Origin of the sequence: Microbispora sp. H10885 (genome assembly GCF_014161415.1) — a bacterium.
In the GTDB taxonomy this organism is placed as follows: Bacteria; Actinomycetota; Actinomycetes; order Streptosporangiales; family Streptosporangiaceae; genus Microbispora; species Microbispora triticiradicis.
Map to the genome: position 1 here is coordinate 375,259 of NZ_JABBWY010000008.1, position 25,937 is coordinate 401,195.

The 25,937-nt window shown below is 71.4% G+C and carries 25 protein-coding genes and 1 pseudogene; 14 read left to right on the forward strand and 12 right to left on the reverse strand.

From position 1 onward, the window contains the following. Positions 1–76 precede the first annotated feature (76 nt). Positions 77–1,054, forward strand: a complete 978-nt coding sequence (locus HHX37_RS23020; protein ID WP_182875596.1) for a ribose-phosphate diphosphokinase — start codon at positions 77–79, stop codon at positions 1,052–1,054. A 58-nt stretch (positions 1,055–1,112) separates the two neighbouring features. Here HHX37_RS23020 and trpS read toward each other — a convergent pair whose 3' ends face one another. After that, positions 1,113–2,201 (reverse strand): tryptophan--tRNA ligase, encoded by a 1,089-nt coding sequence (gene trpS / locus HHX37_RS23025; RefSeq protein ID WP_182883307.1) that lies wholly within the window; start codon positions 2,199–2,201, stop codon positions 1,113–1,115. A gap of 285 nt (positions 2,202–2,486) precedes the next feature. Between trpS and HHX37_RS23030 the strand changes: the two genes are divergently transcribed. Continuing rightward, a complete protein-coding gene (locus HHX37_RS23030; protein WP_111701389.1) occupies positions 2,487–3,086 on the forward strand; it encodes a 50S ribosomal protein L25/general stress protein Ctc in 600 nt (199 codons plus the stop codon). Between the two features lie 79 nt (positions 3,087–3,165). Further along, positions 3,166–3,777, forward strand: coding sequence for an aminoacyl-tRNA hydrolase (pth, locus tag HHX37_RS23035; protein ID WP_182886716.1), 612 nt, complete (start codon positions 3,166–3,168; stop codon positions 3,775–3,777). Positions 3,778–3,828: 51 nt separating this feature from the next. Here the strand turns inward: pth and HHX37_RS23040 are convergent, their stop codons facing one another. From HHX37_RS23040 to HHX37_RS23065, 6 genes are all read right to left on the reverse strand, one after another. Beyond that, the gene (locus HHX37_RS23040; RefSeq protein WP_111701387.1) at positions 3,829–5,160 is read right to left on the reverse strand and encodes a UDP-glucose dehydrogenase family protein; all 1,332 of its coding nucleotides are present in this window, start codon (positions 5,158–5,160) and stop codon (positions 3,829–3,831) included. Between the two features lie 122 nt (positions 5,161–5,282). Next, positions 5,283–6,485 (reverse strand): NosD domain-containing protein, encoded by a 1,203-nt coding sequence (locus HHX37_RS23045; RefSeq protein WP_220499749.1) that lies wholly within the window; start codon positions 6,483–6,485, stop codon positions 5,283–5,285. Positions 6,486–6,488: 3 nt separating this feature from the next. Then, positions 6,489–8,450 (reverse strand): right-handed parallel beta-helix repeat-containing protein, encoded by a 1,962-nt coding sequence (locus tag HHX37_RS23050; RefSeq protein ID WP_182886717.1) that lies wholly within the window; start codon positions 8,448–8,450, stop codon positions 6,489–6,491. Then, positions 8,447–10,765 (reverse strand): right-handed parallel beta-helix repeat-containing protein, encoded by a 2,319-nt coding sequence (locus tag HHX37_RS37865; RefSeq protein WP_182886718.1) that lies wholly within the window; start codon positions 10,763–10,765, stop codon positions 8,447–8,449. Before HHX37_RS37865 ends, HHX37_RS23050 begins: the two co-directional genes overlap by 4 nt. Next, positions 10,766–11,983: a glycosyltransferase family 2 protein gene (locus HHX37_RS23060; RefSeq protein ID WP_220499750.1), complete on the reverse strand. Its 1,218-nt coding sequence runs from the start codon at positions 11,981–11,983 to the stop codon at positions 10,766–10,768. 371 nt (positions 11,984–12,354) lie between these two features. Further along, positions 12,355–12,951, reverse strand: a complete 597-nt coding sequence (locus HHX37_RS23065) for an exonuclease (protein WP_111701383.1) — start codon at positions 12,949–12,951, stop codon at positions 12,355–12,357. 350 nt (positions 12,952–13,301) lie between these two features. Here HHX37_RS23065 and HHX37_RS23070 point away from each other — a divergent pair. From HHX37_RS23070 to HHX37_RS37015, 8 genes and pseudogenes are all read left to right on the forward strand, one after another. Beyond that, positions 13,302–13,943, forward strand: a pseudogene (locus tag HHX37_RS23070) (sugar transferase); the annotation flags it as partial. Positions 13,944–13,945: 2 nt separating this feature from the next. Then, on the forward strand, positions 13,946–14,719 hold the full coding sequence (locus HHX37_RS23075; protein ID WP_310740479.1) for a 3'(2'),5'-bisphosphate nucleotidase CysQ: 774 nt from the start codon (positions 13,946–13,948) through the stop codon (positions 14,717–14,719). Positions 14,720–14,729: 10 nt separating this feature from the next. Continuing rightward, on the forward strand, positions 14,730–15,644 hold the full coding sequence (gene cysD / locus HHX37_RS23080; protein WP_182883312.1) for a sulfate adenylyltransferase subunit CysD: 915 nt from the start codon (positions 14,730–14,732) through the stop codon (positions 15,642–15,644). Next, positions 15,644–16,906 carry a sulfate adenylyltransferase subunit CysN gene (cysN, locus tag HHX37_RS23085; RefSeq protein WP_182883313.1) on the forward strand — a complete coding sequence of 421 codons (1,263 nt, stop codon included), beginning with the start codon at positions 15,644–15,646 and terminating at the stop codon, positions 16,904–16,906. Before cysD ends, cysN begins: the two co-directional genes overlap by 1 nt. A gap of 173 nt (positions 16,907–17,079) precedes the next feature. Continuing rightward, positions 17,080–18,003, forward strand: coding sequence for a sulfotransferase (locus tag HHX37_RS23090; RefSeq protein WP_310740481.1), 924 nt, complete (start codon positions 17,080–17,082; stop codon positions 18,001–18,003). After that, on the forward strand, positions 18,000–18,920 hold the full coding sequence (locus HHX37_RS23095) for a glycosyltransferase family 2 protein (protein ID WP_182886719.1): 921 nt from the start codon (positions 18,000–18,002) through the stop codon (positions 18,918–18,920). The genes HHX37_RS23090 and HHX37_RS23095 overlap by 4 nt, the downstream gene beginning before the upstream one ends. 80 nt (positions 18,921–19,000) lie before the next feature. Then, positions 19,001–19,777, forward strand: coding sequence for a WecB/TagA/CpsF family glycosyltransferase (locus HHX37_RS37010; RefSeq protein ID WP_182886720.1), 777 nt, complete (start codon positions 19,001–19,003; stop codon positions 19,775–19,777). Beyond that, positions 19,774–20,031 carry a DUF6247 family protein gene (locus HHX37_RS37015; RefSeq protein WP_182886721.1) on the forward strand — a complete coding sequence of 86 codons (258 nt, stop codon included), beginning with the start codon at positions 19,774–19,776 and terminating at the stop codon, positions 20,029–20,031. The genes HHX37_RS37010 and HHX37_RS37015 overlap by 4 nt, the downstream gene beginning before the upstream one ends. A gap of 30 nt (positions 20,032–20,061) precedes the next feature. On the opposite strand, the gene HHX37_RS23110 is transcribed toward HHX37_RS37015, so the two are convergent. The 4 genes from HHX37_RS23110 to HHX37_RS23125 form a co-directional block, all read right to left on the reverse strand. Further along, complete coding sequence (locus HHX37_RS23110; protein ID WP_182886722.1) at positions 20,062–20,391, reverse strand: hypothetical protein; 330 nt, start codon at positions 20,389–20,391, stop codon at positions 20,062–20,064. A gap of 16 nt (positions 20,392–20,407) precedes the next feature. Beyond that, a complete protein-coding gene (locus tag HHX37_RS23115) occupies positions 20,408–21,259 on the reverse strand; it encodes a bifunctional 5,10-methylenetetrahydrofolate dehydrogenase/5,10-methenyltetrahydrofolate cyclohydrolase (protein ID WP_182886723.1) in 852 nt (283 codons plus the stop codon). Beyond that, the gene (locus HHX37_RS23120) at positions 21,256–21,903 is read right to left on the reverse strand and encodes a cyclodeaminase/cyclohydrolase family protein (protein WP_310740482.1); all 648 of its coding nucleotides are present in this window, start codon (positions 21,901–21,903) and stop codon (positions 21,256–21,258) included. Before HHX37_RS23120 ends, HHX37_RS23115 begins: the two co-directional genes overlap by 4 nt. Before the next feature lie 67 nt (positions 21,904–21,970). Next, the gene (locus HHX37_RS23125) at positions 21,971–22,933 is read right to left on the reverse strand and encodes an EamA family transporter (protein ID WP_182883319.1); all 963 of its coding nucleotides are present in this window, start codon (positions 22,931–22,933) and stop codon (positions 21,971–21,973) included. A 97-nt stretch (positions 22,934–23,030) separates the two neighbouring features. Here HHX37_RS23125 and HHX37_RS23130 point away from each other — a divergent pair, with 97 nt between their 5' ends. The 3 genes from HHX37_RS23130 (at position 23,031) to HHX37_RS23140 (ending at position 24,597) form a co-directional block, all read left to right on the forward strand. After that, positions 23,031–23,531 (forward strand): MarR family winged helix-turn-helix transcriptional regulator, encoded by a 501-nt coding sequence (locus tag HHX37_RS23130; RefSeq protein ID WP_117409264.1) that lies wholly within the window; start codon positions 23,031–23,033, stop codon positions 23,529–23,531. Positions 23,532–23,587: 56 nt separating this feature from the next. Further along, positions 23,588–24,148: a flavoprotein gene (locus tag HHX37_RS23135; protein ID WP_182886724.1), complete on the forward strand. Its 561-nt coding sequence runs from the start codon at positions 23,588–23,590 to the stop codon at positions 24,146–24,148. 83 nt (positions 24,149–24,231) lie between these two features. Continuing rightward, positions 24,232–24,597 carry a hypothetical protein gene (locus tag HHX37_RS23140; RefSeq protein WP_117409256.1) on the forward strand — a complete coding sequence of 122 codons (366 nt, stop codon included), beginning with the start codon at positions 24,232–24,234 and terminating at the stop codon, positions 24,595–24,597. Here the strand turns inward: HHX37_RS23140 and HHX37_RS23145 are convergent. Then, a complete protein-coding gene (locus HHX37_RS23145; protein WP_182886725.1) occupies positions 24,587–25,900 on the reverse strand; it encodes a hypothetical protein in 1,314 nt (437 codons plus the stop codon). The two genes, HHX37_RS23140 and HHX37_RS23145, sit on opposite strands and share 11 nt — an antisense overlap. Positions 25,901–25,937 lie beyond the last annotated feature (37 nt).

Consider the following 25,937-nt stretch of genomic DNA (forward strand, 5'->3'; position numbering starts at 1 on the left):
AGGGCACCGCGGACCGGCCGGCCCGGCCACAGCAGGCCCGGCACGGCCGACAGGCTCGACACGCGAGGAGCGCGGCATGAGCGGCAAGAAGACGACCGGCGAGCGGAACCTCATGTTCTTCTCCGGCCGGGCCCACCCCGAGCTCGCCGAGGAGGTCGCGAAGGCCCTCGGTGTCGAGATCACGCCGACCGCGCTGCGCGACTTCGCGAGCGGCGAGATCTACGTGCGCTACCTGGAGTCGGTGCGCGGCTGCGACGCCTTCGTGATGCAGAGCCACACCGCGCCGATCAACCAGTGGATCATGGAACAGCTGATCATGGTGGACGCGCTCAAGCGGGCCTCGGCCAAGCGGATCACCGTGATCATGCCGTTCTACGGCTACGCCCGCCAGGACAAGAAGGGCCGCGGCCGGGAGCCGATCACCGCCCGGCTGGTGGCCGACCTGTTCAAGCAGGCGGGCGCCGACCGGATGATGTCCATCGACCTGCACACCTCGCAGATCCAGGGCTTCTTCGACGGTCCGGTGGACCACCTGTTCGCGATGCCCGTGCTGATCAACTACCTGCGTGGCAAGCTCGACCCGGCGACGACCACGATCGTCTCGCCCGACACCGGCCGCGTGCGGCTCGCCGAGCGCTGGTCCGACACCCTGGGCACCCCGGTGGCGTTCATCCACAAGCGGCGCGACCTCGACGTGGCGAACCAGGTGAAGGTGCACGAGGTGGTCGGCAAGGTCCACGGCCGGACCTGCGTGCTGATCGACGACATGATCGACACCGGCGGCTCGATCTGCAAGGCGGCCGACGCCCTGTACGAGCACGGCGCGACCGACGTCATCGTGGCCGCCACCCACGCGGTGTTCTCCGGGCCCGCCGTGGACCGTCTGAAGAACTCCCGGATCTCCGAGGTGGTCGTGACCAACACGCTGCCCATCGAGGAGGAGAAGAGGTTCGACAGCCTCACGGTGATGTCGATCGCCCCGCTGATCGCCCGGGCCATCACCGAGGTCTTCACCGACGGCTCCGTCACCAGCCTCTTCGAGGGCGACGCCTGACCCGCTCGGGACCCCCGGACGTACCCGGGGGCCCGCGCAGTTCGCCTGGGAGCGGTGGTCAGTAGACGGCGCCCATCGCCGTACGCACCTCCGCGAGGGTCGCGGCGGCGACGGCGGCGGCGCGTGCGTTGCCGTCGCGGAGCACCCGGCGGACGTGGCCGCGATCCCCGGCGAGTTCGGCCCGCCGTGCCCGCAGCGGCGCGAAGTGGTCGTTGATCGCGTCGGTGACCAGCGCCTTCAGCGCGGCGGCCCCCCGGCCGCCGATCCCGGCGGCGACCTCGTGCGGGTCCCGGCCGAGGCACAGCGCGGCCAGGAGGACGAGGCTGGACACCTCGGGCCGGGCGACCGGGTCGTAGGTGATGTGGCGCTCGGCGTCGGTCTTCGCGCCGCGGATCAGCCGGGCGGTCTCGTCGGCGGTCGCGGCCAGGGCGACGGCGTTGCCCCGGCTCTTGCTCATCTTGGCGCCGTCGGTCCCGAGCAGCAGGGGCGCCGCGGACAGCAGCGCCTCGGGCTCGGGGAACACCGGGTTCGAGGGGGTGCCGTAGCGGTTGTTGAAGCGGCGCGCGATGATGCGGGCGACCTCCAGGTGGGGCAGCTGGTCCTGCCCGACCGGGACGATTCCGGCCTTGCAGAACAGGATGTCGGCCGCCTGGTGCACGGGATAGGTGAACATCAGCCCGCTGACCGCCGACTGCCGAGAGTGGGCGATCTCGTCCTTGACCGTGGGGTTGCGGCCCAGCTCCGCGACCGAGACCAGGCTGAGGAACGGCAGGAGCAGCTGGTTGAGCGCGGGCACGGCGCTGTGCGTGAAGATCGTGGCCCGGCCGGGGTCGAGGCCCGCGGCCAGGTAGTCGAGCACCAGGTCCTCCACGCGCTCGGTGAGCCGGTCGGCGACGTCCCGGTCGGTCAGGACCTGGTAGTCCGCGACGAGCACCATCATCTCCACGCCCAGGTTCTGCAGGCGGACGCGGTTCTGCAGGGTGCCGAAGTAGTGCCCCAGATGCAGCCGGCCGGTCGGCCGGTCCCCGGTCAGCGCCCGGAACGTCCCGGGCCGCTCCCGTATCGATCTCTCCAGCTCGGCGCCGCGCCGTCGCGCGCCCGCCACGCCGAGGTCGTCGGACGGGCCGCTGTCCAGAGTGGTCGTCATGTGATCTCTCCCTTGGCAGGTGGTCCGCCGCCGGTGGCGACCCCTCGTCCAGGGAGCACGAAAAAGGGCCGTCCATCCGAACGGCCCGGTCGTACGCGTGAGATGGCCGCTCCTACCCGGAGCGCCACCAGCCCTGACACGACGTACGTTGCATCCCGCCACTCTAACGGCCACCTGGCCACTGCGGGAGACACGATAAGGTAAGGGGGTTGCGCTCGTAACGCCTTCCGCTAGGGCGGGTGAGGGGGAGCGCGTCATCCGTCGAACATCCCTAGGAGATGTGCCGTGTCCGAAGTACGCATCGCCGCCGAGCTCCGCGACGAGTTCGGCAAGGGCGCCGCCCGCAAGATCCGCCGGGCGAACAAGGTTCCCGCCGTCCTCTACGGCCACGGCACCGAGACCAAGCACCTGACCCTCCCCGGCCACGAGCTGCTGCTCGCGCTGCGCACGCCCAACGTGCTCATCCGCCTGCACGGTGAGGGCGTGGACGAGATCGCGCTGCCCAAGGGCGTCCAGCGCGACCCGATCAAGGGCTTCCTGGAGCACGTCGACCTGCTCCTGGTCAAGCGGGGCGAGAAGGTCACCGTCGAGATCCCGGTCACCGTCGTCGGCGAGACGGTCGGCAGCGCCATCGTCGACCAGCCGCTGAACACGCTCTCGGTCGAGGCCGAGGCGACCCACATCCCGACCGGCGTCGAGATCGACGTGGACGGCAAGGAAGAGGGCTACACGGTGCTCGCGGGCGACCTGAAGCTGCCGGAGGGCACGACGCTGGCCGGCGACCCCGAGGCCCTGGTGCTGCACGTGATCGGCGCTCCGTCGGCCGGGCTGCCCGAGGAGGGCGAGGCCGCCGCCGAGGGCGAGACCGCCGAGGCCGCCGAGTAGGACCGATTCGTGAGAGAGTCCTCCGCGGGGTGTCCCGCGGAGGACTCTTCCATATGTGGAGACGGTGGAGGAGACAGCGATGTCCGACACGGCCGCGGAGCGGTGGCTGGTCGTGGGCCTGGGCAACCCCGGGCCGGAGTACGCCGGGAACCGCCACAACGCGGGCTTCATGGTGCTCGACGAGCTGGCGGCCCGGATGGGCGGGCGGTTCAAGGCGCACCGGTCGCGGGCCGAGGTGGTCGAGGGCCGTCTGGCCGCGCTGCCCGTGGTGCTGGCCAAGCCGCTGTCCTTCATGAACCTGTCCGGCGGGCCGGTCAAGGCGCTGGCCGACTTCTACAAGATCACACCTGACCGGGTCGCCGTGGTCCACGACGAGCTGGACATCCCGTACGGCGCGTTGCGGGCGAAGCTCGGCGGCGGCGACAACGGGCACAACGGCCTGAAGTCGATCACGAAGTCGCTCGGCACGCGCGACTACCCGCGCATCCGGTTCGGCATCGGCCGCCCGCCGGGCCGGATGGACCCGGCGGCGTTCGTGCTGCGCGACTTCGCCACGGCCGAGCGCAAGGACCTGCCGTTCCTGGTGGACCGGGCCGCCGACATGGTGGAGTCGCTGATGACGGCGGGCCTGGAGGCGACGCAGAACCGGTTCCACGCCGGCGACCTCAACCCGGCCAAGCCGCCCCGCTGAGGTCCCGCCGCCGGGAGCGCGAGGCTCCCGGCGGGGGTGACCCACGGAGTTTCAGGGGCGGCCGAGGGCGCGGTACTCCCAGCCCGCCGCCCGCCAGGTGTCCCGGTCGAGGGCGTGCCGGCCGTCCACGATCCGCCGGTGCGCGACGACCTCCGCCAGCGCCTCGGGCTGGATCTCGCGGAACTCGGCCCACTCGGTGAGCAGCACCACCACGTCCGCGTCCCTGGCCACGTCCATCGCGCTGGTGCCGTACCTGAGCTCCGGGTAGGTGCGACGGGCGTTGTCCAGCGCCGCCGGGTCGTAGACCCGTACGTTGGCGCCCAGGCCGTGCATCGTCCGGGCCACGTCGAGCGCCGGGGCGTCCCTGATGTCGTCGGAGTTGGGCTTGAAGGCGGCGCCGAGGCAGGCCACCCGCTGGCCGTTGAGGTGGCCACCGAGCAGCTCCCTGACCAGGTCGATCGTGCGGGAGCGCCGGCGCCGGTTGATGGCGTCGACCTCCCGCAGGAAGGACACGGCCTGGCCGACGCCGATCTCCTCGGCCCGGTGGGCGAAGGCCCGGATGTCCTTGGGCAGGCAGCCGCCGCCGAACCCGAGACCGGGCTGGAGGAAGCGGCCGCCGATCCGGTCGTCGTAGGCGAGGGCCTGCGCCAGGTCGTGTACGTCGGCCCCGGTGGCCTCGCAGATCTCGGCCATCGCGTTGATGTAGGAGATCTTGGTGGCCAGGAAGGAGTTGGCGGCGACCTTGACCAGTTCGGCGGTGGCGAGGTCGGTGACCACGGTCGGGGTGCCGAGGTCGAGGATCGGCGCGAACGCCGCGGCCAGCCGCTCCCGCGCCCACTCCGTGGCGACGCCGAAGACGAGCCGGTCGGGCCGCAGCGTGTCGTCGACGGCGAAGCCCTCACGCAGGAACTCGGGGTTCCAGGCCAGCTCCACCTCCTCGCCGGCCGGGGCCAGTTCGGTCAGCAGGCCGCTCAGCCGGGCCGCGGTGCCGACCGGCACGGTCGACTTGCCGACGACCAGGCAGCGCCGGGTCAGGTGCTGGGCCAGGCCCCGGACGGCGGCGTCGACGTAGCTGAGGTCGCAGGCGTCCAGGCCGGGCTGCTGGGGGGTGCCCACACAGATGAAGTGGACGTCGCCGTGCTCGGCGGCCTCGGCGTAGGAGGTGGTGAACCGGAGCCGTCCCGACTCCAGGGTCTTGGCCAGCAGTTCGGGCAGGCCCGGCTCGAAGAACGGCACCTCCCCGGACTGCAGTTTGCGGATCTTCCCGGGGTCCACGTCGAGCCCGACCACGTCGTAGCCCAGCGAGGCCATGCAGATGGCGTGTGTCGCCCCGAGGTAACCGGTCCCGATCACCGTCAGCCGGGGGAGTTCGGCGTCGCTCATGTCAGTATCCCAATGAGTGTCGGCGAGTCGCCGTCCGGCGGACTCGGTGCCTGGTGACCGCCGGCGGGGTGTGCCGGACGGCCGGAGAGTCGGTCTCCGGCGGGGGTTCCGCCGGGCCGTGGTCAGGAACAGCCGCCCTTCTTGGTCAGCGCTCCGCCGGTGACCTTGTTGTCGCAGGAGATCGTGTTGCCGCCGGCGGTGTCGTTGACGCCGTAGCCGCCCGAGCCGCCGAGATCGATGACGTTGGCCCGGAACACGTTGCCGGTGCCCCAGCCGTCCACGATCCTGTGGGTCTGGAAGCCGTCCTCGCTGGTGCCGCTGCCGGTGTTGCGCTCGATGACGTAGCCGTTGCCCTTGACGTCCACCCAGGAGTCGTTGTGCTTGGACCCGCCCAGGGTGGAGCCGTCGAAGACGTTGCCGACGATCCGGCCGTCGGAGGTGCCCTCCTTGACGTCCACGGCCTCGGCGGTGGCGCGGATGACGTTGCCGCGCACGACGTTGCGGTCGCTGCGGTCCATCTTCCCGCCGGAGAAGGACGCCCAGTTGCTCTCGGCGGTGCCGAGGTAGACGCCCTCGCCGTACCTCTCGCGGCGCAGGCCGGTCGCGTAGACCGTGTTGTACTGCACGGTGTTGTCGCTGCTGAAGTTGCGCAGGTGGATGGCCTCGTCCCCGATGTCGTGGACGGTCAGGCCCTGGACGATCGTGTGTGAGGTCTGGTCGGCCATCACACCCTTCTGGCCGTTGCGGACGTCGAAGCCGATCAACCGCCAGTGGCTCACCTGGTTGAGGTGGAAGGCGTAGCCCTTCTTCACCCCGCCGCCGTCGAGGACCGCGTCGGCCGGGCCGCAGACGAAGATCGGCTCGGAGGCGGTGCCGGAGACCGTCGCGACGAACCTGCCGACGTACACGCCGGGCTCCAGCGTGATCACCGCGCCCGGCTCGGCGGTCTTCAGCGCCTCGGTCAGCCCGGCCGCGTCGCCGACCGTCACCGTGGCCTCGGGGCAGTCGATCTTCCCCGGTCCCTCGGGGACCGGGACGGCGGGCGGGTCCTGCGTCGGGACGAACGGCACCGCCTCGTCCCCGTCCAGCGGCGCGTCCTGGTCCTCGTCCTTCCCGCCGTCGTCCGGCCGGGAGTTCTGGAGGTCCTGGGAGCCGTCGTCCATCGCCCCCGGGGGCTGGGTGTTCCCGCCCACCGGGCGGATGTCCTCGACAGGGGGCTCCGAGCCCCCGCCGAACAGCCCGCGCAGCAGCACCACGACGACTATCGTGAGGGCCGCCCCGACGAGCATCCCCACCAGGGTCCTGCGGTCGATGTAGCGGTCCACCGCTCAGTCCCCCTTCCCGGCGGCCGCGACGGCGGCGGTCCGCAGCTCGCTGGCCGGCCGTTCCTCCAGCACCGCCTGCTTCTCGTACGGGTCGACGAAGCGGCGGCCGGCCCGGGGGCCGTCGCCGTTCAGCGCCCGGATCGCGGCGATCACGATGAGGAGGATCACGCCGAACCAGATCAGGTTCATCGGCTTGGCGATCCGCTTGACCATGGTCCAGAAGCCGGCCGTGTCCTGCCAGCCGCCGGTGTTGTTCCGCGCGACGGTCAGCGACCCGGTGGCCCGGGCGGTGTCCAGCGCGCTGCGGCCGGCGCCGCCCAGGGTGTTGCCGGTGATCTCGCTGCCCCCGGCCGCGCCGAGCACGGAGATCGCGTGCAGCGAGGCCGACTGCACGGTGTTGGCCGTGACCGTGACCCGGGAGTTCCTGACGTAGATCGCGGTCGGGACCTCCCTGACGATGTTGCCGCTGACGCGGGCCGACACGACCCCGTCGCGCAGCACGATGCCCTGACTGCTCTGGCCCCTGACCCGGTTGCCGGAGACCTGCGCGCCGGTGGCGTCCTTGCTCACGACGATGCCCATCTCCCCGCCGACGACCTCGGTGGTCTGCACGACCGGCCGGATGCCACCCTGCACCTCCACGCCGTACCGGCCGTTGTCGCGGGCGGCGCTGCTGAGCAGCGAGTCGCCGCCGAAGCTGCGCAGGGACTCGCCGGACGCGGAGGGGCCCTGGGCCAGCGGGAGGCCGCTGATCGTGAAACCGTTGCCCGCGTTGCGTTCGGCCGTCGATCCCGTGATCGTGACGTTCTGCGTCCCCCGGGACAGCACGAACCCGTCGCCCCGGCTGCCGGTCACGGTGGTGTTCTCGATGGAGGCGTTACGCGCGAACCGGTGCAGCAGCACGCCGTGGATCAGGCTGTCGCCGATCGTGACGTTGGTGATGCGGGTCTGGTCCGACGCGCTGATGAAGACGCCGTACGCGTTGCCGACGACCGTGGTGTCACTGATCTCACCGGTGACCAGGTTGGCCTGGGGCATCTGGTAGGCGACCTTGCTGCCGCCCGCGCTGTCGGTGATCTCGACCTCGTCGTCGCCGCCCCGGCTCGGCACGAGCAGGCCGTTGGGCAGGAGCGTCTTCCGCTCGGCGTCCTCCCTGTCGGCCGGCTTCCTGCCGGACCCCGAGGTGCCGGGAGCGGCGGTGGCCGCCACGCCCGGGCGTACGGGGATCCGCTCGGCGGTCTCGGCGGGCCGGTCGGTGCCCGTCAGCGCCAGGCCGCCGGTCGGGCCGCTCCAGAAGCCGAGGTACTCGACCCGGGCGTGGCTCATCCTGAGCTCTCCGCCGATGGCCCGCAGGTACGCGCGGCCGTCGGAGACCTGTGTGTCCGCCGTCCTGGTGTGGGGGTTCCAGCTGGTGATCCGCACCGGGTTCTGGGCCGAGCCGTTGACCCGGATGCTCGCGTCGAAGCCCACGATCGAGACGAAGGCGCCGGGTTCGCTGCGCATCCGGATCACGAGCGGGCCCTGCGCGTTCTGCAGCACCAGCTTGGCCCCGGGGCCGAGGAACACGTTGATGCCGAGCACGAAGGAGCCGTCCGACTGCTTCTGGAACTGCTCCAGGCCGAGGCGCTCCAGGTCGGCGATGCGGTACGGGTCACGCCGCTGGGGCAGCACCAGCGTCTGCCCGTTGGCCGAGCTGGAGATGTGCGGCACCCGGGCCTGCGCCGCGGCCGGCCCGCCCCGCGCGAGCGCCGATGACAGCGTCGCCCGGGTCTGCATGACCCGCAGCGACTCCTGGTCGACCAGCGTCGACTGCTGCTGGGCCTCCGCCTGGGGCACGTCGTTGATCGCGGGCGGGGGCTCGGCTCCGTCGGTGTAGGCGAGGTACGCCCAGGTGCAGGCGGCGACCAGGCCCAGCACCAGGATCATGAGCAGGGCGCGGCTGCGGGGCCGGGGGGTGTCGCTCATGACGTCAGGCCTCCCGTCGCGGGCGCGGCCGGGGCCGGGGCCGGATGGTGGATCGGCAGCGACGGCTCGCGGTGCCGTGGCCGGTCTCCGCCGTACGCGGAGCGGGCCGGCGCGGCCCCGGCGGGACGCAGCGCGAGGACGGGCCGCTCCTCCAGCACCCGCTGGCGCGCGTAGGGGTCGCCGATCGCGGAACGGCGCCGCCGGCGATCGGCTCCCGCCTGGCGCGACCGCAGCGCCGACACGATGACCAGGAGGATGACCGCGGCCCAGATCAGGTTCATCGGCTTGACGTAACGCTTGGCCTTGACCCAGAACGTCGAGGTGTCGTGCCAGGCGTCCTCGACGTTGTCGTGCTCGTTCACCCGGTGGGCGGACCGCGAGACGCTGATCGCGCTGGTGCCCGAGCCGATGACGGTGTTGCGGGTGATCTCGGTGGCGCCGACGTCGCCGACCATGGTGATCCCGTGTGCCCGGGGCTTCACCAGGGTCGTGATCTTGTTTCCCACCACCTTGGCGTTGGAGTCGCGCAGGTAGATCCCGGTCAGGGTGTCCGTGATCGTGTTCCCGGCCACGTGGCCGGCGGTCGCGCCGTCGCGCAGCGCGATGCCCTGCCGGGCCTGGCCGGACAGCCTGTTGCCGGAGATCTGCACCTCGCTGGCGCCCTCGCGGACCACGATCCCCATGTCGCCACCGGTGATCTCGCTGGTGTAGACGGACAGGCGGCTGCCGCCGAGCACCTCGACGCCGTACCTCCCGTTGTCGCGGGCGACGCTGTCGTTGACCGAGTTGTCGCCGTAGACGGCCAGCGACTCGCCGCTCGCGGACGGGCCCTGCGCGAGGGCCTGCCCGTTGAGTGTGAAGCCGTTGCGGCCGTTGCGCTCCGCGAGGCAGTCGGTGATCTGCACCTTCTCGGTCGCCCGCGACAGCACGAAGCCGTCGCCGCCGCTGCCGATCACCTTGGTCGACTGGACGGTCGCGCTGTTCACGAAACGGTGCAGGAAGACGCCGTGCGCCAGGCTGTCCCTGATCTCGTCGTCGACGATCTGCGTCTGGTTCGACCCCGAGACGAACAGCCCGTACGCGTTGCCGGTGATGACGCTGTGCCTGATCGACCCGGACACCAGGTCGTCGGCGAGCACGTGCGTCGCCGTGCCGGGGCCGATCGGGATGGTCTCCACGTCGCCGAAGCTGCTCCCGCCCCGCTGGCTGCCGGCCTTGGACAGGCGCTCCGCCTTGTCCTGATGCCGCTGCGTCTTGGTGCGGTGCCGGTAGACGCTCGCCGGCCGCTCGGTGCCGGTGAGCGCGATGCCCCCGGTGCGGCCGCTCCAGAAGCCGAGGTCGGAGACCTCGGCGTACGACATCTCGAACTTGCCGCCGACCGCCCTGATGTAGGCGCGGCCGTCGGTGGTGGTCAGGTCGGGCTTGCGCGTGCGCACGTCCCAGCTGGTGATCCGGACCGGCTTGGCGGCGGTGCCCTTGATGTCGATGTCGCCGCCGAACGAGATGATCGAGCTGAACGACCCCGGCAGGCTGCCCATCCGCAGCGTCAGCGGCCCGCGCAACTGCAGGCTCGCCCCGTCGGCCACGAAGACCTGCACGCCGAGCAGGTAGGAGCCGTCCTTCATCCGCCGCAGGTAACGGCCCTTCTCCACCGCCGCGATGTCACGCAGCGTGTAGGGGGCCGTGGTGTCGTTGCGCGCGGGCAGCACCAGGGTCCTGCCGTACGCCGAGACGAAGACCTGGGGCCGTTTGCGCTGGGCCGCGGCGATGCCGCCGGCCTGCAGCAGGGCTGTGAGCGCGGCCCGGGTCTGGATGATGCGCTGGTCCTCGACGTCCACCAGCCGCGCCTGCGCCTCGGCGTCGGCGGAGATCAGGCCGGCCTTCAGCGTCTCGTCGTCGGCCATGACCGCCTTCTCCAGCGGCGGTGGCGGCTCCTCTTCCTCCTTCGGCTCCTCCCGCGTGGGAGCCGGCAGGCTCTGGCCACCCGAAGGAGTCGGCCGCGCAGTCCCGGCCGTGCCGGTCCCCGGCGTACGGGTGGCCTCAGGAGGCCGGGCGGACGAGCGGGTGGGGCGGGACGACGGGCTCCGCTTGGGGGTGGGGGACGGCCGGGAGGTCTCGGTCGGCGTCGGATCGGGCGAGGGAGCCGGGCTGTTCTCCCGGTCGGACGGGGGCGCCGCCGGGTCCACGAGATCCACCGGCGTCGGCTCCGCGGCCGCCGCGAGCCCGCCGCGTACGGGGGCGGCCGCGGCCGCCGCGCCGCCCGTGCCGAGCGTGAGGGCCGCCGCCGTCAGAAGAGCGGGCAGCGACCGCCTCACTCAGGCCACCCCCTTGAGGGTGGCCGCGGTCTGGCCCGCCCCGCCCATCTGGTTGGACGAGCGGGTCAGCCATCCCTGCTTGTTCATGGTGACGAACGCGTACAGCTTGATCGGCAGCGCGATCATGATGACCACCAGGCAGACCAGCGGCAGGAGCCAGATCTCCCCGGGGTGGCGGCGCAGGTGCGACCAGCCGCGGACGCCCCGGCTGAGGAGCACCCAGCCGACGGCGAGCGCGATGCTCGGCAGGGTGGGCTGGAGCCTGCTGAAGAACAGGTAGGCCAGCGTGATGCCCATGGTCACCGGGGTGAGCAGGATCTGCAGCACGGTCACCTTGGTCACCAGCGGCGTCTTCCACAGCCACCCCTTCCACAGGGCGGTGAGGTAGCAACGGTAGGAGTTGCGGCTCCACCGGACGCGCTGCTTGACGAAGGCGCGGAAGGAGGAGGGGAACATCGATATGGCCCGCGCGGTCGACTGGTGCACCGTCTTGTAGCCGGAGGCGAGGACCAGCCAGGTGAGCCGGCCGTCGTCACCGGCGATGCAGCGGCGGCCGAGGAAGAACTCGTTCTCCAGGTGCTGGACCACCGGGAGGATGGCCGCGCGGCGGTAGGCCGCCGTACGGCCGGACAGGCAGGCCACGCCGCCCCTGCTGCCCATCGCCGGCACGTAGTCGTAGTAGCGGAGGTTGACCAGCCAGTCCGCGACGCGCCGCCAGACGCTGGTGGTCCGCTGGTAGACGTTCTGCTGGGTGCCCACGCCGCCGACGGCCGGGTCCTCGAAGGGCATCTGCACCGCGTCGAGCAGGCCGGGCTGCCACCACGTGTCGGAGTCGGCGAAGACCACGACCTCGCCCTGCGCGGCCCGGATGCCGACCCCCAGTGCGGAGCGCTTGCCCGCGTGCTCGTAGATGAGGACGTGCAGCCGGGGGTCCTCCACCTTCGCGAGCTTGGCGTGGCACTCGGTGTCGCCCACGTCGACGACGATGATCACTTCGAGCGGGTCCTGGGCCAGCCAGCTCTCCAGGCAGCGCACCAGGATCTCGGGATCCTCGCGATAGGACGGGACCACCACGGAGACCGTCGTCCGGTAGCCGTTCACGATCGGCCTGGCCAGCCGGGACAGCACCACCCGATAGATCCACAGTCCCCACACGAGCAGTCCGGCCAGGCCCAGCGGGATCAGATTGCGCCAGGAACCGTCCGTTCCGGTGCGCACCAGCCATTCATAGGCGGTATCGAGCCAATTCGAATCTGACCCCACGGATCCTCCCCGACATTTATCCGCCTGCCCACGTGCGTGGGGCGACCTGCTCGCTTGGCGACAGGTAGAGAAGATACGTGGCGATATGCCTGGCTTGCCTGGAACGATCCATCTGTTATCAGAGTGAAATGTGTTTCATCAAGGGCAGATGGGGCTTATGAGGTGACGCGAAGTAAACTTGCAGGTAACTAAATATGTCCGCACGAAAAAGTAGAAATGACTTAGTACGGTCATTTCTTGCCTTTAAAGGATACCCGAAACCCCCAAAGCGGACAAACGGCGTGTCGGATAGTGAGATGACTCGAAAATTGACTGAATTGTCAGAGTCAGCTTTCCTTGCGCTTCCTGTCGGAAGATCGCCACTCCATCAGGTTCTGCAGCAGCTCGGCCTGCTCGATCGCGTCGTCGAGCGCGTTGTGGGTGTGCCGCCGGCTCGACCGCACCTCGCGCGGCATCTGCCGCTTGGTGGCCCAGGCCACCGGCACGGCGGCCTTCGCCGCGTACAGCGTCTTGATGTCGATGCACCGGGAGTGACCGAACGGCGACTCGCCCGTGAAGCGCAGGAAGTACCAGTACATCCACATCCAGTCGTACGACAGTGGGAAGGCCGCGAGCACCGGGAGGTCGGCCCCGCAGACCTCCCGGACCCAGGCGGCCGCGGCCGTCATCGCCTCCGCCGGATCGCGGCCCTCCCGCAGCAGCGTGCCGCGGTCGAGGCCGCTCACCGCCAGCGCCTCCGGCACGAAGTCGTCGCTGATCGGCCGCAGTTCGGCGTAGAAGGTCCGGGTCTCCGGATCGGTCCGCTCGAAGCGCCGTCCGATCATCCGGCCCGCCACGGTCATGCCGAAACTGACCATCGAGTACGGGCCCGGGATCGGGCCGTCCGCCTCGATGTCAACCGATATGTACGTCTCGGCTTTCACCAAATCTCCCTGAGGGCCGGGGCGCGGCGGCTAGCATTCCATCACGTTCAGTAGCAAGACGATCACTGGGGGTGAGAGTGCTGGACGGCGACATGTCCCGGGTCGCCGCCGGCGCGTCGCGGGGCGCACCCGGCCGTCCGGCCGCGCGGCCGGCGAAGTGGGCCGTGCGACACCGGCTCGCCGCCGTCGTCTGCGCCATCGCGGGCGCCCTTCTCGCGGGGATCACCGCCGTCGTGATCCGGTCCGGCGAGGTTACTGTGTCCGTGGCGCCGTACGTGATCGCGCTGCCGCTCGCGGCCGTGCTCAGCCTCTGCGCGCGGTACGGTCCGTGGCGCGGGCCGCGCCGGCGCCGGACCGCGGCCGGGGGCCGCGCGGGGCCGCCGCACGCCGGACCGGCCGGGTGGCGGCGGCTGGTCAAGGCCGTCTTCGACCGGCTGGTGGCCACCGTGGCGCTGATCGTGCTGGCCCCGCTGCTGACCGCCGTCGCCGTCGCCGTACGGGTGAGCGGGCCGGGCCCGGCCCTGTTCCGGCAGCGGCGGGTGGGCCGGGACGGCGCCGAGTTCACGATCCTCAAGTTCCGCACGACGCACCGCGACGCGGAGGCCCGCAAGGTCGAGCTGACCAGCGACGCCCGAGGCGTGCTGTTCAAGGTGCGCAGGGATCCCCGGGTCACCCCGCTCGGCGCCCTGCTGCGGCGTTACTCGATCGACGAGCTGCCGCAGCTCCTCAACGTGCTGCGCGGGGACATGTCGCTCGTCGGGCCGCGCCCGCTGCTGCCGGAGGAGGTCGCGCGGTACGGCGACGTACGCGGGAGGCTGCCGGTGCGCCCGGGGATGACCGGACTGTGGCAGGTTAACGGCCGATCTGACCTGTCATGGGAGGAATCGGTACGGTTGGACCTGCGTTATGTCGAGAACTGGTCTCTCAGGCTGGATCTGCAGATCCTATGGAGGACATGGGCCGCGGTCGCACGCGGGGCGGGAGCGTACTGAAGATGACGATGCGGGACGACCATTCCCTCGCGGGGGAACTGGCGTCGGAGGCGGGGGAGCGGCTCCTGGAGCTGCGCGTCCGCCTCGGGTTCGAGGACGGCCGGGCGTTGAAGGACGCCGGTGACCAGACCTCGCACCGGTTCCTGATGGACGCCCTGCGGCGGCTCCGCCCGGACGACGCCGTGCTGTCGGAGGAGGCGACCCGCGAGGAGCGGATGGATCCCCGGCGGCTGTCGGCCGAGCGCGTCTGGATCGTCGACCCCCTCGACGGCACGCGCGAGTTCTCCGAGGAGGGCCGCGCCGACTGGGCCGTCCACGTCGCCTTGTGGGAGCGGGGCTCCCTCAGCGCGGGCGCCGTCGCGCTGCCCGCACAGGGTCGTACGCTCACGACGGCGGCTCCGCCGGAGCTGCCGGAGAAGGCGCGCGAGCCGTTCCGCGTCGCGGTCAGCCGCACCCGGCCGCCGGAGTTCGTCCGCGACCTCGCCGCCCGCCTCGGCGCGGAGCTCGTCCCGATCGGCTCGGCCGGCGCGAAGATCGCCGCCGTGCTCACGGGTGAGGTCGAGGCGTACGTCCACGCCGGAGGTCAGTACGAGTGGGACTCGGCCGCGCCGGTCGCGGTGGCGCTCGCGGCGGGGGCCCACGCCAGCAGGATCGACGGCTCACCCCTGACCTACAACCAGGGTGACCCCTCACTCCCCGATATCCTGGTCTCCCTACCGGATCTGGCGCCAACGTTGCTCGCCGGAATCCGTGACCTGCATCGCCAGACTCCCTGAAGGAAGCCGAATGCTTCAGCGTGACTACACCACGTCGCAGCTCGATGTGCTCGAGGCCGAGGCGATCCACATCATGCGTGAGGTCGCGGCCGAGTTCGAGCGCCCCTGTCTGCTCTTCTCCGGCGGCAAGGACTCCATCGTCATGCTGCGGGTCGCGGAGAAGGCGTTCTGGCCGGCGCCGATCCCCTTCCCCCTCATGCACGTCGACACCGGGCACAACTTCTCCGAGGTGATCGACTATCGCGACCGCCGGGTCGGCGAACTCGGCGTGCGGCTGGTCGTCGCCTCGGTCCAGGCGTCGATCGACGCCGGACGGGTGGCCGAGGAGACCGGGCGGCGGGCCTCCCGCAACCGGCTGCAGACCACGACCCTGCTGGACGCCATCGAGGAGCACGAGTTCGACGCGGTGTTCGGCGGGGCCCGGCGCGACGAGGAGAAGGCCCGGGCCAAGGAGCGGGTGTTCTCCTTCCGCGACGACTTCGGCCAGTGGGACCCCAAGAACCAGCGGCCCGAGCTGTGGAACCTCTACAACACCAAGATCCGCCGCGGTGAGCACATCCGCGTGTTCCCGTTGTCGAACTGGACCGAGCTGGACGTGTGGCACTACATCCGGCGGGAGGGCATCGAGATCCCGTCGATCTACTTCGCCCACTCCCGCACGGTCTTCGAGCGCGACGGCATGCTGCTGGCCGACTCGGAGGTCGTCCAGCGGGGCGAGGACGAGCCGGTGTTCGACGCGGTCGTCCGCTACCGCACGGTCGGCGACATGACCTGCACCGGGGCGGTCGCCTCCACCGCCACGACCGTCGAGCAGATCATCGACGAGATCGCCGCCACCCGGATCACCGAGCGCGGCGCGACCCGCGCCGACGACCGGGCGTCCGAGGCCGCCATGGAAGATCGCAAGAAGGAAGGCTACTTCTGATGGACATCCTTCGTTTCGCGACGGCGGGCAGCGTCGACGACGGCAAGTCCACGCTGATCGGGCGGCTGCTGTTCGACTCCAAGGCGATCTTCGAGGACCAGCTCGAGGCGGTCGAGCGGACCTCCCGCGACCGGGGCACGGAGTACACCGACCTGTCGCTGCTGACCGACGGCCTGCGGGCCGAGCGCGAGCAGGGCATCACGATCGACGTGGCGTACCGCTACTTCGCCACGCCCAAGCGGAAGTTCATCATCGCCGACACCCCGGGGCACATCCAGTACACCCGGAACATGGTCACCGGCGCCTCCACCGCCGACCTGGCGATCATCCTCATCGACGCGCGCAAGGGCGTGCTGGAGCAGTCGCGGCGGCACGCCTTCCTGACGACGCTGCTGCGGGTGCCGCACCTGGTCCTGGCGGTCAACAAGATGGACCTCGTCGACTACTCCGAGGCACGCTTCGACGAGATCCGCGAGGAGTTCACCGCGTTCGCCAGCAAGCTGAACGCGAGCGACCTCACCTTCATCCCGATCTCGGCGCTGCACGGCGACAACGTCGTCTCCCGCTCCGAGAACATGCCGTGGTACGAGGGCTCCTCGCTGCTGCACCACCTGGAGCACGTGCACATCGCCTCCGACCGCAACCTGGTCGACGTGCGCTTCCCGGTGCAGTACGTCATCCGCCCGCACAGCGCGACGAGCCAGGAGCTGCACGACTACCGGGGGTACGCCGGGCAGGTCGCGGGCGGCGTGCTCAAGCCGGGGGACGAGGTGCTGCACCTGCCCTCGGGCCTGACCACCACGATCGCCGCGATCGACACCTTCGACGGGCCGGTGGAGGAGGCGTTCCCGCCCATGTCGGTCACGCTGCGCCTGGCCGACGACATCGACATCTCCCGTGGCGACATGATCTGCCGGCCGAACAACCAGCCGCAGGCCGCCCAGGAGATCGACGCGATGGTCAGCTGGATGGCCGACGGCGTGAAGCTCCAGCCCAGGTCGAAGCTGATCATCAAGCACACCACCCGTACGGCCCGGGCACTGGTGCGCGACCTGCACTACCGGCTCGACGTCAACACCCTGCACCGGGACGAGTCGGCCACCTCCCTCGGCCTGAACGAGATCGGCCGGGTGTCGCTGCGGACCACCCAGCCGCTGTTCGTGGACGACTACGCCCGCAACCGCCTCACCGGCGGCTTCATCCTGATCGACGAGGCCACCAACGGCACCGTCGGCGCCGGCATGATCGTCGACGCACACTGATCCGGTACGTCTGAGTTCCATCCTGATCGGCCCCCGAGCGCGATTGCGCCGGGGGCCGTTCGCGTACGGAAGGCGCCACCCCGCCCGCCGGTAGATCCTTTGGGAATCGCCGGTCGATGGATTACTCTCCGCGCTAGGGTCGTCACGTTTAGCATCCGTTTCGTGGAGGGCACGTGGCCGACGCTCAGCCGGTGATCTTCGTGGGCGGCCTGGGACGCAGCGGAAGCACCCTGATCGAGCGCCTGCTCGGCGAGCTGCCGGGGGTGGCGCCGCTCGGCGAGGTGGTCCATCTGTGGGACCGCGGGGTGCGGGCCGACGAGCCCTGCGGCTGCGGGCACCCGTTCTCCCGGTGCCCGTTCTGGACGAAGGTGGGTGAGCACGCGTTCGGGCAGTGGCGGCAGAGCCAGGCGGAATGGCTCCCGAGCCTGCGCATGCGGGTCGACCGGACCCGGCGGCTGCCCGTCCTCGCCCTCGGGCTCCCGAGCCGTGAGGCCGAACTGGCCGAGTACGTGCGGTCGTACTCCCGCATCTACGCGGCGGCGGCCGAGGCGGCCGACGCCCGGGTCGTCGTCGACTCCAGCAAGCACGCCTCGCTGGCGTACTGCCTGGCCTCGATCATGAAACTCAGGGTCGTGCACGTGGTGCGCGACCCGCGGGCGGTGGCCGCGTCCTGGCGCCGCAGGGTGCGCAGACCCGAGAACGGGCGGCCGATGACCCGCTGGACGCCCGCCAGGACCGCCGTCCACTGGCTGGCCCAGAACCTCGCCTTCGAGATCCTGCGCCGCAGGGGCGTGCGGGTCGTCCGGGTGCGGCACGAGGATCTGCTGCGCGACCCGCGCACCACGGTCGTCCGCCTGGCCGCACGGCTCGGGCTGTCCGCCGGCGGGCTCGACTTCCTCGACGGCCGCCACGCGCGCCTGGGCGTCGCCCACACCGTCTCCGGCAACCCGATGCGCTTCTCCGTCGGCCCGGTCGAGCTGCGCGACCGTCCCGCGCCGCTGCCGCGTGCGCAGCGGTGGCTGGTCACCGCGCTCACCCTTCCGCTGCTCCTCTGGTACGGCTATCGCCTCGCCCAGTCCCCGGGAGCCAGGCGATGACGCCGTCGGTCGGGGTCGTCATCCCCACCAGGGGCGACCGGCCCGGCCCGCTCCGCGCCGCGCTGACCGGGGTGCTCGCCCAGGAGTACGGCGGCGAGGTGCGCGTGGTGGTCGTGGCCGACGGCATCCCTGCGCCGCTGGTGGCCAGGCAGGTGCCCGGCGTGGCCGGGCCCGGGAGCGGAGGCCCGCGCGGCGTACGGGTGCTGGGCAACCGGCGCACCCCCGGGCTGCCCGGCGCCAGGAACACCGGGATCGCCGCGCTGGGCACCGATCTCGTCGCCTTCTGCGACGACGATGACCTCTGGCTGCCGGGCAAGCTGGCCGCCCAGGTGGCCGCGCTCGCGGAGGAGCCCGCGGCGGCCTTCGCGAGCTGCGCGGTCGAGGTCGAGTACGGGACGCGGCGCGTGCCGCGGCTGGCCGGCACCGACCGGGTCGCCCACCACCACCTCACCCGATCGAGGATGATGATGGTCCACTCCTCGACGTTCCTGTTCCGGCGCGGCTCGGTGTGGGTGGACGAGAGCGCCCCCGGCGGCCAGAACGAGGACTGGGACCTCGCGCTGCGGGCCGCCCGGCGGCACCCCATCGTCCACGTCGACCACCCGCTCGTACGGGTGCGCTGGGGATCGTCGCACTACGCGGCACGGTGGGCGGACCGGATCGCGGGGCTTGAGTGGATGCTCGCCCGGCATCCGGGCCTGACCTGCGAGCCACGCGGCGCGGCCCGCGTCTACGGGCAGCTCGCCTTCTGCCACGCCGCCCTGGGGCGGCGCCGCGAGGCCGCCCGGTGGTCGTTGCGGGCCTTCTCCGCCCGGCCGGGCGAGCCGCGCGCGGCGGTGGCACTGGCGGTCGCCGGCGGCCTCCTCACCCCGCGCGCCGTACTGCACGCCCTCCACCTGCGCGGCCACGGCATCTGATGGCCGCCGATCCCACATCGATCCCCACAGCCGCTCTGGACCCGGCGTTCGCGGCCGGGATCGGGGCGGTCGGGCCTGGGATGGACAGAGTTCCGGTGGCCGGGGTGCTGCTCGACCCGTTCACCGAGGCGCGGGTGGTGGCGCACATCATGGCCGCGCTGGAGCGCGGCGAGGGCGGTCACCTGGTCACGCCGAACGTCGACATCTGCCGGGCCGCCGCCCGCGATCCGTCGCTGCGTGAGCTGATCGACGCGGCCGAGCTCGCGGTGGCCGACGGCATGCCCCTGGTCTGGGCGTCGCGGCTGCTCGGGAGTCCGCTGCCGGAGCGGGTGACGGGAGCCGACCTGATCTGGTCGCTGACCGGAGCCGCCGCGGCGCGCGGCCTGTCCGTCTATCTGATCGGGGGACCGCCGGGCGTCGCCGAGGCGGCGCGCGACGCGCTGTGCGGGCGGCATCCGGGCCTGGTGGTGGCGGGCGTCCACGCTCCGCCGTACGGATTCGAGACCAGCCCGGCGGCGCTGGCGGAGATGCGGGGGCGACTCGTCGCCACGCGGCCGTCCCTGGTCTTCGTGGGTCTCGGGTTCCCCCGGCAGGACCGGCTCATCACGCGGCTTCGGCCCGACCTGCCGGGCACGTGGTTCGTCGGCTGCGGCGCGGCCATCGCCTTCGCCGCCGGATCGGTGCGCCGCGCCCCCGGCTGGATGGGCGACCACGGGCTCGAATGGCTGTTCCGCCTGATCAGCGAACCCCACCGCCTCGCCCGCCGCTACCTGGTCGACGACCTCCCCTTCGCCCTCCGCCTCCTCACCCGCGCCCTCCTCCACCGCGCACTCACCGCTCGCCCACCGGACCGGTGAAGGACCCGGACGCGATCTTCGAGGCGCTTCCGTCAGCACACCGAGCTCGGTTCCAAGCGGAGTACGAGGAGGCGCTGGACGCCGTCCACGACCTGGCTCGCTTCAGCCAGGTGCAGACGCTGCTGCGTCAGTGGCGACTGCGAGCGATCGCTTACGCTCGTCCGGGTTACGAGGAGGCCGTCCAGGACGCGCTCCAGCAGCGAACGGAGATGTTCGCCCGCTACACCCCGCCGGAGTGGGAAGGCCGGGTGTGAGGTGGTAGTTCGCGACGACTGATCAGGGGCTTACGGTGCGAGGACCTCGCCGAAGTCATCGTCCGGAAGCGACTGGGTGAGTTGTGCGGTCAGTGCCGGGCTCGCCAGTATGCGGGCGGCGGCCCGCCACTCGGCGATGACACGGTGCGGTGTCGCGTGAGTGGCGTCCAGCAGCTCCTGGACGAACTGCTGCCTTTCGTCGCCCGACAGGTGCCTGACCCAGGGGAGGACGCGGGGCAGGGCGTGCAGGACGGCCGGAGCACCCTCCGCGCTCGACAGGAGGGCGGCGACACCGGTGTCCTCTCGCTTTCGGCCGTGGCGAGCGGTGAAGACGAACGGTTCGGGGTCGTCACCGGTCATCGAAGTTCTCTCCGGCTCACGGCAGGTGGCGTTGGGCGGCGTGGACGGTGTGGCGCAGCAGGAGGGCGGTGGTCACCGGGCCGACGCCGCCGGGCACGGGCGTGAGCGCCCCGGCCCTGTCGGCGACCGCGACCGCGTCCACGTCGCCGACCAGGCCGCCGTCCTCGGTGGGATTGGTGCCGACGTCCACCACGACCGCTCCCGGGCGTACGTGCTCGGCCGTGATCAGACCGGCGCGGCCGACCGCCGCGACGACCACGTCGGCTGCTGAGGTGACGGCGGCCAGGTCCCTCGTACGGGAGTGGCAGACCGTCACGGTGGCGTTCCGGTCCAGCAGGAGATGGGCGGCGGGCTTGCCGACGACGGTTGAGCGGCCCACCACGGCGACGTGCCGGCCGGCCAGGTCGATCCCGTGGTGGTCGAGGATCGCCACGACCGCCTCGGCGGTCGCTGGTGCGAACGCGGGCAACCCCGCGGCCAGACGGCCGAGCGACAGCGGGTTCGCGCCGTCGACGTCCTTCTCGAACGCGATGGCGCCGGCCAGATCCTCAAGCCTGGCCCCCTGCGGCAGCGGGGTCTGGAGGATGATCCCGTGGACGGTGTCGTCGGCGCTCAGCGACGCCAGCCTGTCGTGGATCAGGGCGGGGTCGGCCTCCGCGCCGAGGTCGACGATCTCGCAGACGATCCCGGACTTCTCGGCGGCCCGAGCGATCGAGCGGACGTACCAGGCGCTGGACTCGTCCGCCGTGGCGACGACGACCGCGAGTTTCGCCGGGGTCCCGGCCGCCGCGAGTTCGGCGGCCCGCCCGGTGGCCTCGGACCGGATGGACGCGGCGAGTTCCTTGCCGGACAGCACGCGGGCGCTCACTTGGCGATCTCCTCGCGTACGGCGGCGGTGACCTGCTCGGCACGCGCGGCGACGTCGTCCACCTCCGCGGCCTCGGCGGCCAGTCCGGCGCGGACCTTCTCGTCCTTGATCCCGCCCAAGTTGATCTCGATGTTCACCCGGGCGGTGGCCGCTGCGGCCCGGGCGGCCTCGGTGGCGGCGGCGACGTCGGAGACGACGTTGCGGTTGGCGACGGGCAACAGTTCCTCGGCGATCTCGACGGCCCGCCGGGCGACGGCCACCACCTTCGCCGGCACGGTGCCCGCCCCTACCAGCGCCCGCGCGATGGCGGCTGACCGGGCGTCCTTCGCCTCGTCGGTGTCCTTGGGCAGCTTGTAGGCCTCGGCGACCGCCCCGAAGGCCGCCGCGTCGTCCTCGGCCAGGCGCAGCGCCTCCGATCGCAGCACGTCGGTCTCGCCGATGATCCGCTCGATCAGGGACGTGTGCTCGGCGTACTTCTCGCCGGTGCTGTAGCGCGCGACCATCCCCAGCAGCGCCACGGCCTGGGCGGCCTGGAGGGCCGCGGCGGCGCCTCCGCCGGGCGCCGGCACCCGGTCGGCGAGGTGGAACAGGAAGTCGCCGATCGTCTCCTCGCGCATCGCGCCGCCCTCCGCTCGTCGCAACACAACGTGAAAATCCTCCCACGCCCGTCCGGACGCCCGGCCACCGTGCACGCGTGTCGCCTGCGGAGAGTCAGGAGGCGACGGCCTTGCATGGGAGATCGTCCAACGGGACGGAACCACCGCCCGGAACGGCGGGCCGTACGGGAGGCCGGTGGGGAGAGGACGCGGAGGCCTGGCCGAGCAGGGTGCCGGCGAGGGCGAGGGCCATGCCGAGCAGCTGGATCGGGGTGAGGGCCTGACCGAGCGCCGCCCAGCCGATCACGGTGGCCGACACCGGGCTGAGCAGGGCCAGGAAGGCGACCGAGGTCGCGGGGAGCCGGGAGATGCCGCGGAACCAGATCCAGTACGCGCAGGCGGTGCCGACGATCCCGAGATAGGCGTAGCCGAGGATGTTCTCGGTGGTCAGCGCGGGCGGCGCCCCCTCGATGAGCAGGGCGACCGGGAGGAGCAGCAGCCCGCCCGCGGTCAGTTGCCATCCCGTTAGCGCGAGGGCGCCGACGCCCTCGGGACGGCCCCAGCGCTTGGTCAGCACGGTTCCGGCGGACATGGAGGCGGCCCCGGCGAGCCCGGCCAGCACCCCGACCGTGTCGAGCGCCGCGTCGGCGCGCAGGACGACCAGGCCGACACCGGCTAGCCCCACGAGACCGGCGAGCAGTTTCCGGCCGGTCGGCCGTTCGGCGAGCAGGGCGCGGGCGAAGGCGAGCGCGAACAGCGGGCCCGCCGCGCCCAGTACGGCGGCGACACCGCCGGGCAGCCGGTACGCCGCGAGGAACAGGAACGGGAAGAACGCCCCGATGTTCAGTACGCCGAGCAGCGCGGCCCGCCAGACCCACATACCGCGCGGCAGCACGCGGGTGACGGCGAGCAGCCCGAGCCCGGCCGGTAACGCCCTCGTCAGCGCTGTGAACAGCGGCCGGTCGTGCGGCAGGAACTCGGTCGTCACGGCGTAGGTCGAGCCCCAGACCAACGGGGTGAGCCCGGTGATGGCGAGTGTGCCCGCGATCGACAGGGATGTGCGGTTCGAGGCTCCCATGATTACTCCTCCGTTGATAATCTCAACGTTGAGATAAAAACATCCACGAAGCTTCAGCGTCAAGTAAACGAACGTTGAGATATCTGGAGGGGTGTCTGTGGGCGATGCGGTGGACCTGTTGCTGGATCAGTGGCGGCGGGAGCGGCCGGACGTGGACCCCTGGCCGATGGGCGTGGTCGGCCGGGTCTCGCGGCTGGCCAAGCTGCTCGACCGGGAACTCAAGGAGTTCTTCGCCTCGTACGGGCTGGAGCACTGGGAGTTCGACGTGCTCGCGACGCTGCGCCGCTCGGGCCCGCCGTACGAGCTGGCGGCGGGCGCCCTGGTCAAGGCGGCGATGGTGACCTCCGGCGCGATCACCAACCGGATCGACCGGATGGTGGCCAAAGGGCTGGTCGACCGCCTGCCGGACAAGGAGGACCGCAGGTCGGTCCGGGTGCGGCTCACCGACCGCGGGGTCGCACTCGTGGACGAGATGCTGGCACCGCACGTCGCGAACGAGGAGCGCCTGCTCGCGGCCCTGGGCCCCCGTGACCGCGACCACCTGGCCGACGCCCTGCGCACCCTCCTCGCATCCCTCGGCGACACGACACTCGGCTAGCGAGCCGAGATCCCACCCAGCAGTCCTTGACGAAACGAGACGGAGAACGGCGGGATATGGCAGAAGGCACACCGGTTCTGTATGTGATCGCGTGCGGGGGCCGGCCGGCGGGTGACCTCCCCGCCTTCGTCGAGCGCCTTCAGGCGGACGGCTGGACGGTCTGTGTGATCGCGACGCCGTCAGGCATGAAGTTCGTCGACGCCGAGCGGCTCAGCACGCTCACGGGCTATCCCGTCCGGTACGACTACAAGCGGCCCGAGGAACCGGACGTGCTGCCTCCGGCCGACGCCATGGCGGTCGTCCCGGCGACCTTCAACACGACCAACAAGTGGGCCCAGGGCATCAGCGACACCCTGGCGCTGGGCCTGCTGAACGAGGCCATCGGCCTCGGCCTGCCGATAGTCGCCGTGCCGTGGCCCAACCACGCGCTCGCGAGGCACCCCGCCTTCCCCGTCAGCGTGGCCCGGCTCAAGGAATGGGGCGTGCGGGTGATTCTCGACTGGGACCGGCTCCCCGCACCCGATTCAGGCGTACCCGGAGCGGGTTCCTTCCCCTGGGACGATCTGCACGACGCTTTGCACGCCATGCGCGGCACGTTGGGCTCTTCGTCCGGCTGACACCTGCAGCCCTCGATCCGCTGCTCGACGCCGTCTGGCAGGCTCGACCTCCAACGCGCCGTCCAAGGAAGGACACCGGCACCATGACACAACCCGGCGACTACGGCCTGCCTGGGTCGCTGAACCGAGTGCTGAGCGACGTGGCAGCCGAACGGGCCGCCCAGGATGCAATGTGGGGAGTACAGGACCACGCCGACGGCACCGGGCCCGGGTACGGACCCGAGGCCGACCTCGCCAAGCGCGCGGTGACCGACGCCGCGGCCGAAGGCCGGCTGACCTGGCGGCACATCCTGCACGAGGAGGTGCTCGAAGCGTTCGCCGAGGACGACGCCGACCGCCTGCGCGATGAGCTGATCCAGGTCGCCGCGGTCGCGGTCAAGTGGGTCCAGGACCTCGACAGACGCACCCGCTCGCAGGAGGCACCAGCACCACCACCGGTCACGGGCTGAGCCGTCTGCCCGGGTTCTTCTCCGTGAACGGGTTGAGGGAGGTCAGATCGCGGACGGCGGCCAGATGAGTGGGGAAGTTCGGATCGAGGAGACCCAGGAGGAGGACGACGGCCCAGGCGAGGGCGGCGATCAAGGCGCCGTCGTCGAAAGGAGACGGGAGCGTGAGGCCCAGCCGGTGGACGACGAGAAGAACGGCGAGGGGGACCAGGGCGATGATCAGGGTTCGGGTGGTCTCCACGGCACGGGCGTGCCAGGTGCGGCGCGTGGCCTCGGGGGTGGCTTCGCGGATGGGGAGCCGGTCGTACTCGGCTGTGAGGATGGTGCGGGTCAGCTCGGCGATGCGGGTGCGGAAGTCGTCGTGGCTGGTCGGGGACGGCAGCGCGATCCAGAGTTGGAGGTCGACGACCGCTTTCGAAGCCTCGATCGCACGGGCACGGACGACGGCCCTGGTCAGAGAGGTTCCACCGCGGGCGGCGGCCGGGATCCCTGCCCGCAGGAGGACGGCGACCTTGGCCAGCAGGGTGAGGATCTCCTGACGAGCTTTGGGCGGGAGCTGACCACGACGGTCGGGTTCGGTGCGGGCGAGGATGGTCGTCAGGTGCTCGAAGAGGGGCTCGGCGGGAAAGGTGGGGGACTCGCGGTCCCACAGCCGCATCGCCCCCTGAACCGGAGCCCACGCGAGGACCAGGCCCACGCAGAAGACGCCGATGCTCTGGACGATCGGCATCCACCACCGGCCCGCCAGGCCGACGGCCCATGCGGGGCCGCTCGCGTAGCGGCCGTACAGGGCGACCGGGAAGCAACCCAATCCCACGACGGAGACCAGCGAATCGATGAGGCGGAAGAGCGGGCGATGGCGGCGGTTCTCTGACCACCAGGCGATTACGAAGAAGACCACGAGGCCGCCGGCGGCCCGTCTGAGCTCCTGCCAGGAGTCGACGGAGAAGATCGTCACCAGGACGGTGCAGGCCACGGCGAACATCAGTAGCAAGGCGAGCAGAGACACATACCCATCGACGTTTCTCCGTCGGATCGACCAGCGGGCGGTGGACACCGCCGCCGACCGGTAGCGGCCGCGCAGGCGTGCGGGGTCGGTGGCGGGATCCAGGCTCCGGGCGAAGAGCGGCCAGGTGCCGTCCAGCTTCTTCGCCAGGCCGAACACCTCCGCGAGGTAGAGCCTCTCGTCCTCCACAGGGTCGGCCACAGGGTCGGCCACAGGGCCGGCCACAGGGTCGGCCACAGTGGCGGGCGCCGTGGTGGACGCGACGGGTTCGACAACGGGGGGTACCGCTTCTTCGGTCATGAGGTGGTCCTCACGGTGAGCGGATCAGGCAGGTAGC

Coding starts and splice junctions, on each gene's coding strand:
- HHX37_RS23020 (WP_182875596.1), top strand. CDS start 77: ATGAGCGGCAAGAAGACGACCGGCGAGCGGAACCTCATGTTCTTCTCC.
- trpS (WP_182883307.1), bottom strand. CDS start 2,201: ATGACGACCACTCTGGACAGCGGCCCGTCCGACGACCTCGGCGTGGCG.
- pth (WP_182886716.1), top strand. CDS start 3,166: ATGTCCGACACGGCCGCGGAGCGGTGGCTGGTCGTGGGCCTGGGCAAC.
- HHX37_RS23040 (WP_111701387.1), bottom strand. CDS start 5,160: ATGAGCGACGCCGAACTCCCCCGGCTGACGGTGATCGGGACCGGTTAC.
- HHX37_RS23050 (WP_182886717.1), bottom strand. CDS start 8,450: ATGAGCGACACCCCCCGGCCCCGCAGCCGCGCCCTGCTCATGATCCTG.
- HHX37_RS23075 (WP_310740479.1), top strand. CDS start 13,946: ATGACGATGCGGGACGACCATTCCCTCGCGGGGGAACTGGCGTCGGAG.
- cysD (WP_182883312.1), top strand. CDS start 14,730: ATGCTTCAGCGTGACTACACCACGTCGCAGCTCGATGTGCTCGAGGCC.
- cysN (WP_182883313.1), top strand. CDS start 15,644: ATGGACATCCTTCGTTTCGCGACGGCGGGCAGCGTCGACGACGGCAAG.
- HHX37_RS23095 (WP_182886719.1), top strand. CDS start 18,000: ATGACGCCGTCGGTCGGGGTCGTCATCCCCACCAGGGGCGACCGGCCC.
- HHX37_RS37010 (WP_182886720.1), top strand. CDS start 19,001: ATGGACAGAGTTCCGGTGGCCGGGGTGCTGCTCGACCCGTTCACCGAG.
- HHX37_RS23110 (WP_182886722.1), bottom strand. CDS start 20,391: ATGACCGGTGACGACCCCGAACCGTTCGTCTTCACCGCTCGCCACGGC.
- HHX37_RS23125 (WP_182883319.1), bottom strand. CDS start 22,933: ATGGGAGCCTCGAACCGCACATCCCTGTCGATCGCGGGCACACTCGCC.
- HHX37_RS23135 (WP_182886724.1), top strand. CDS start 23,588: ATGGCAGAAGGCACACCGGTTCTGTATGTGATCGCGTGCGGGGGCCGG.
- HHX37_RS23140 (WP_117409256.1), top strand. CDS start 24,232: ATGACACAACCCGGCGACTACGGCCTGCCTGGGTCGCTGAACCGAGTG.
- HHX37_RS23145 (WP_182886725.1), bottom strand. CDS start 25,900: ATGACCGAAGAAGCGGTACCCCCCGTTGTCGAACCCGTCGCGTCCACC.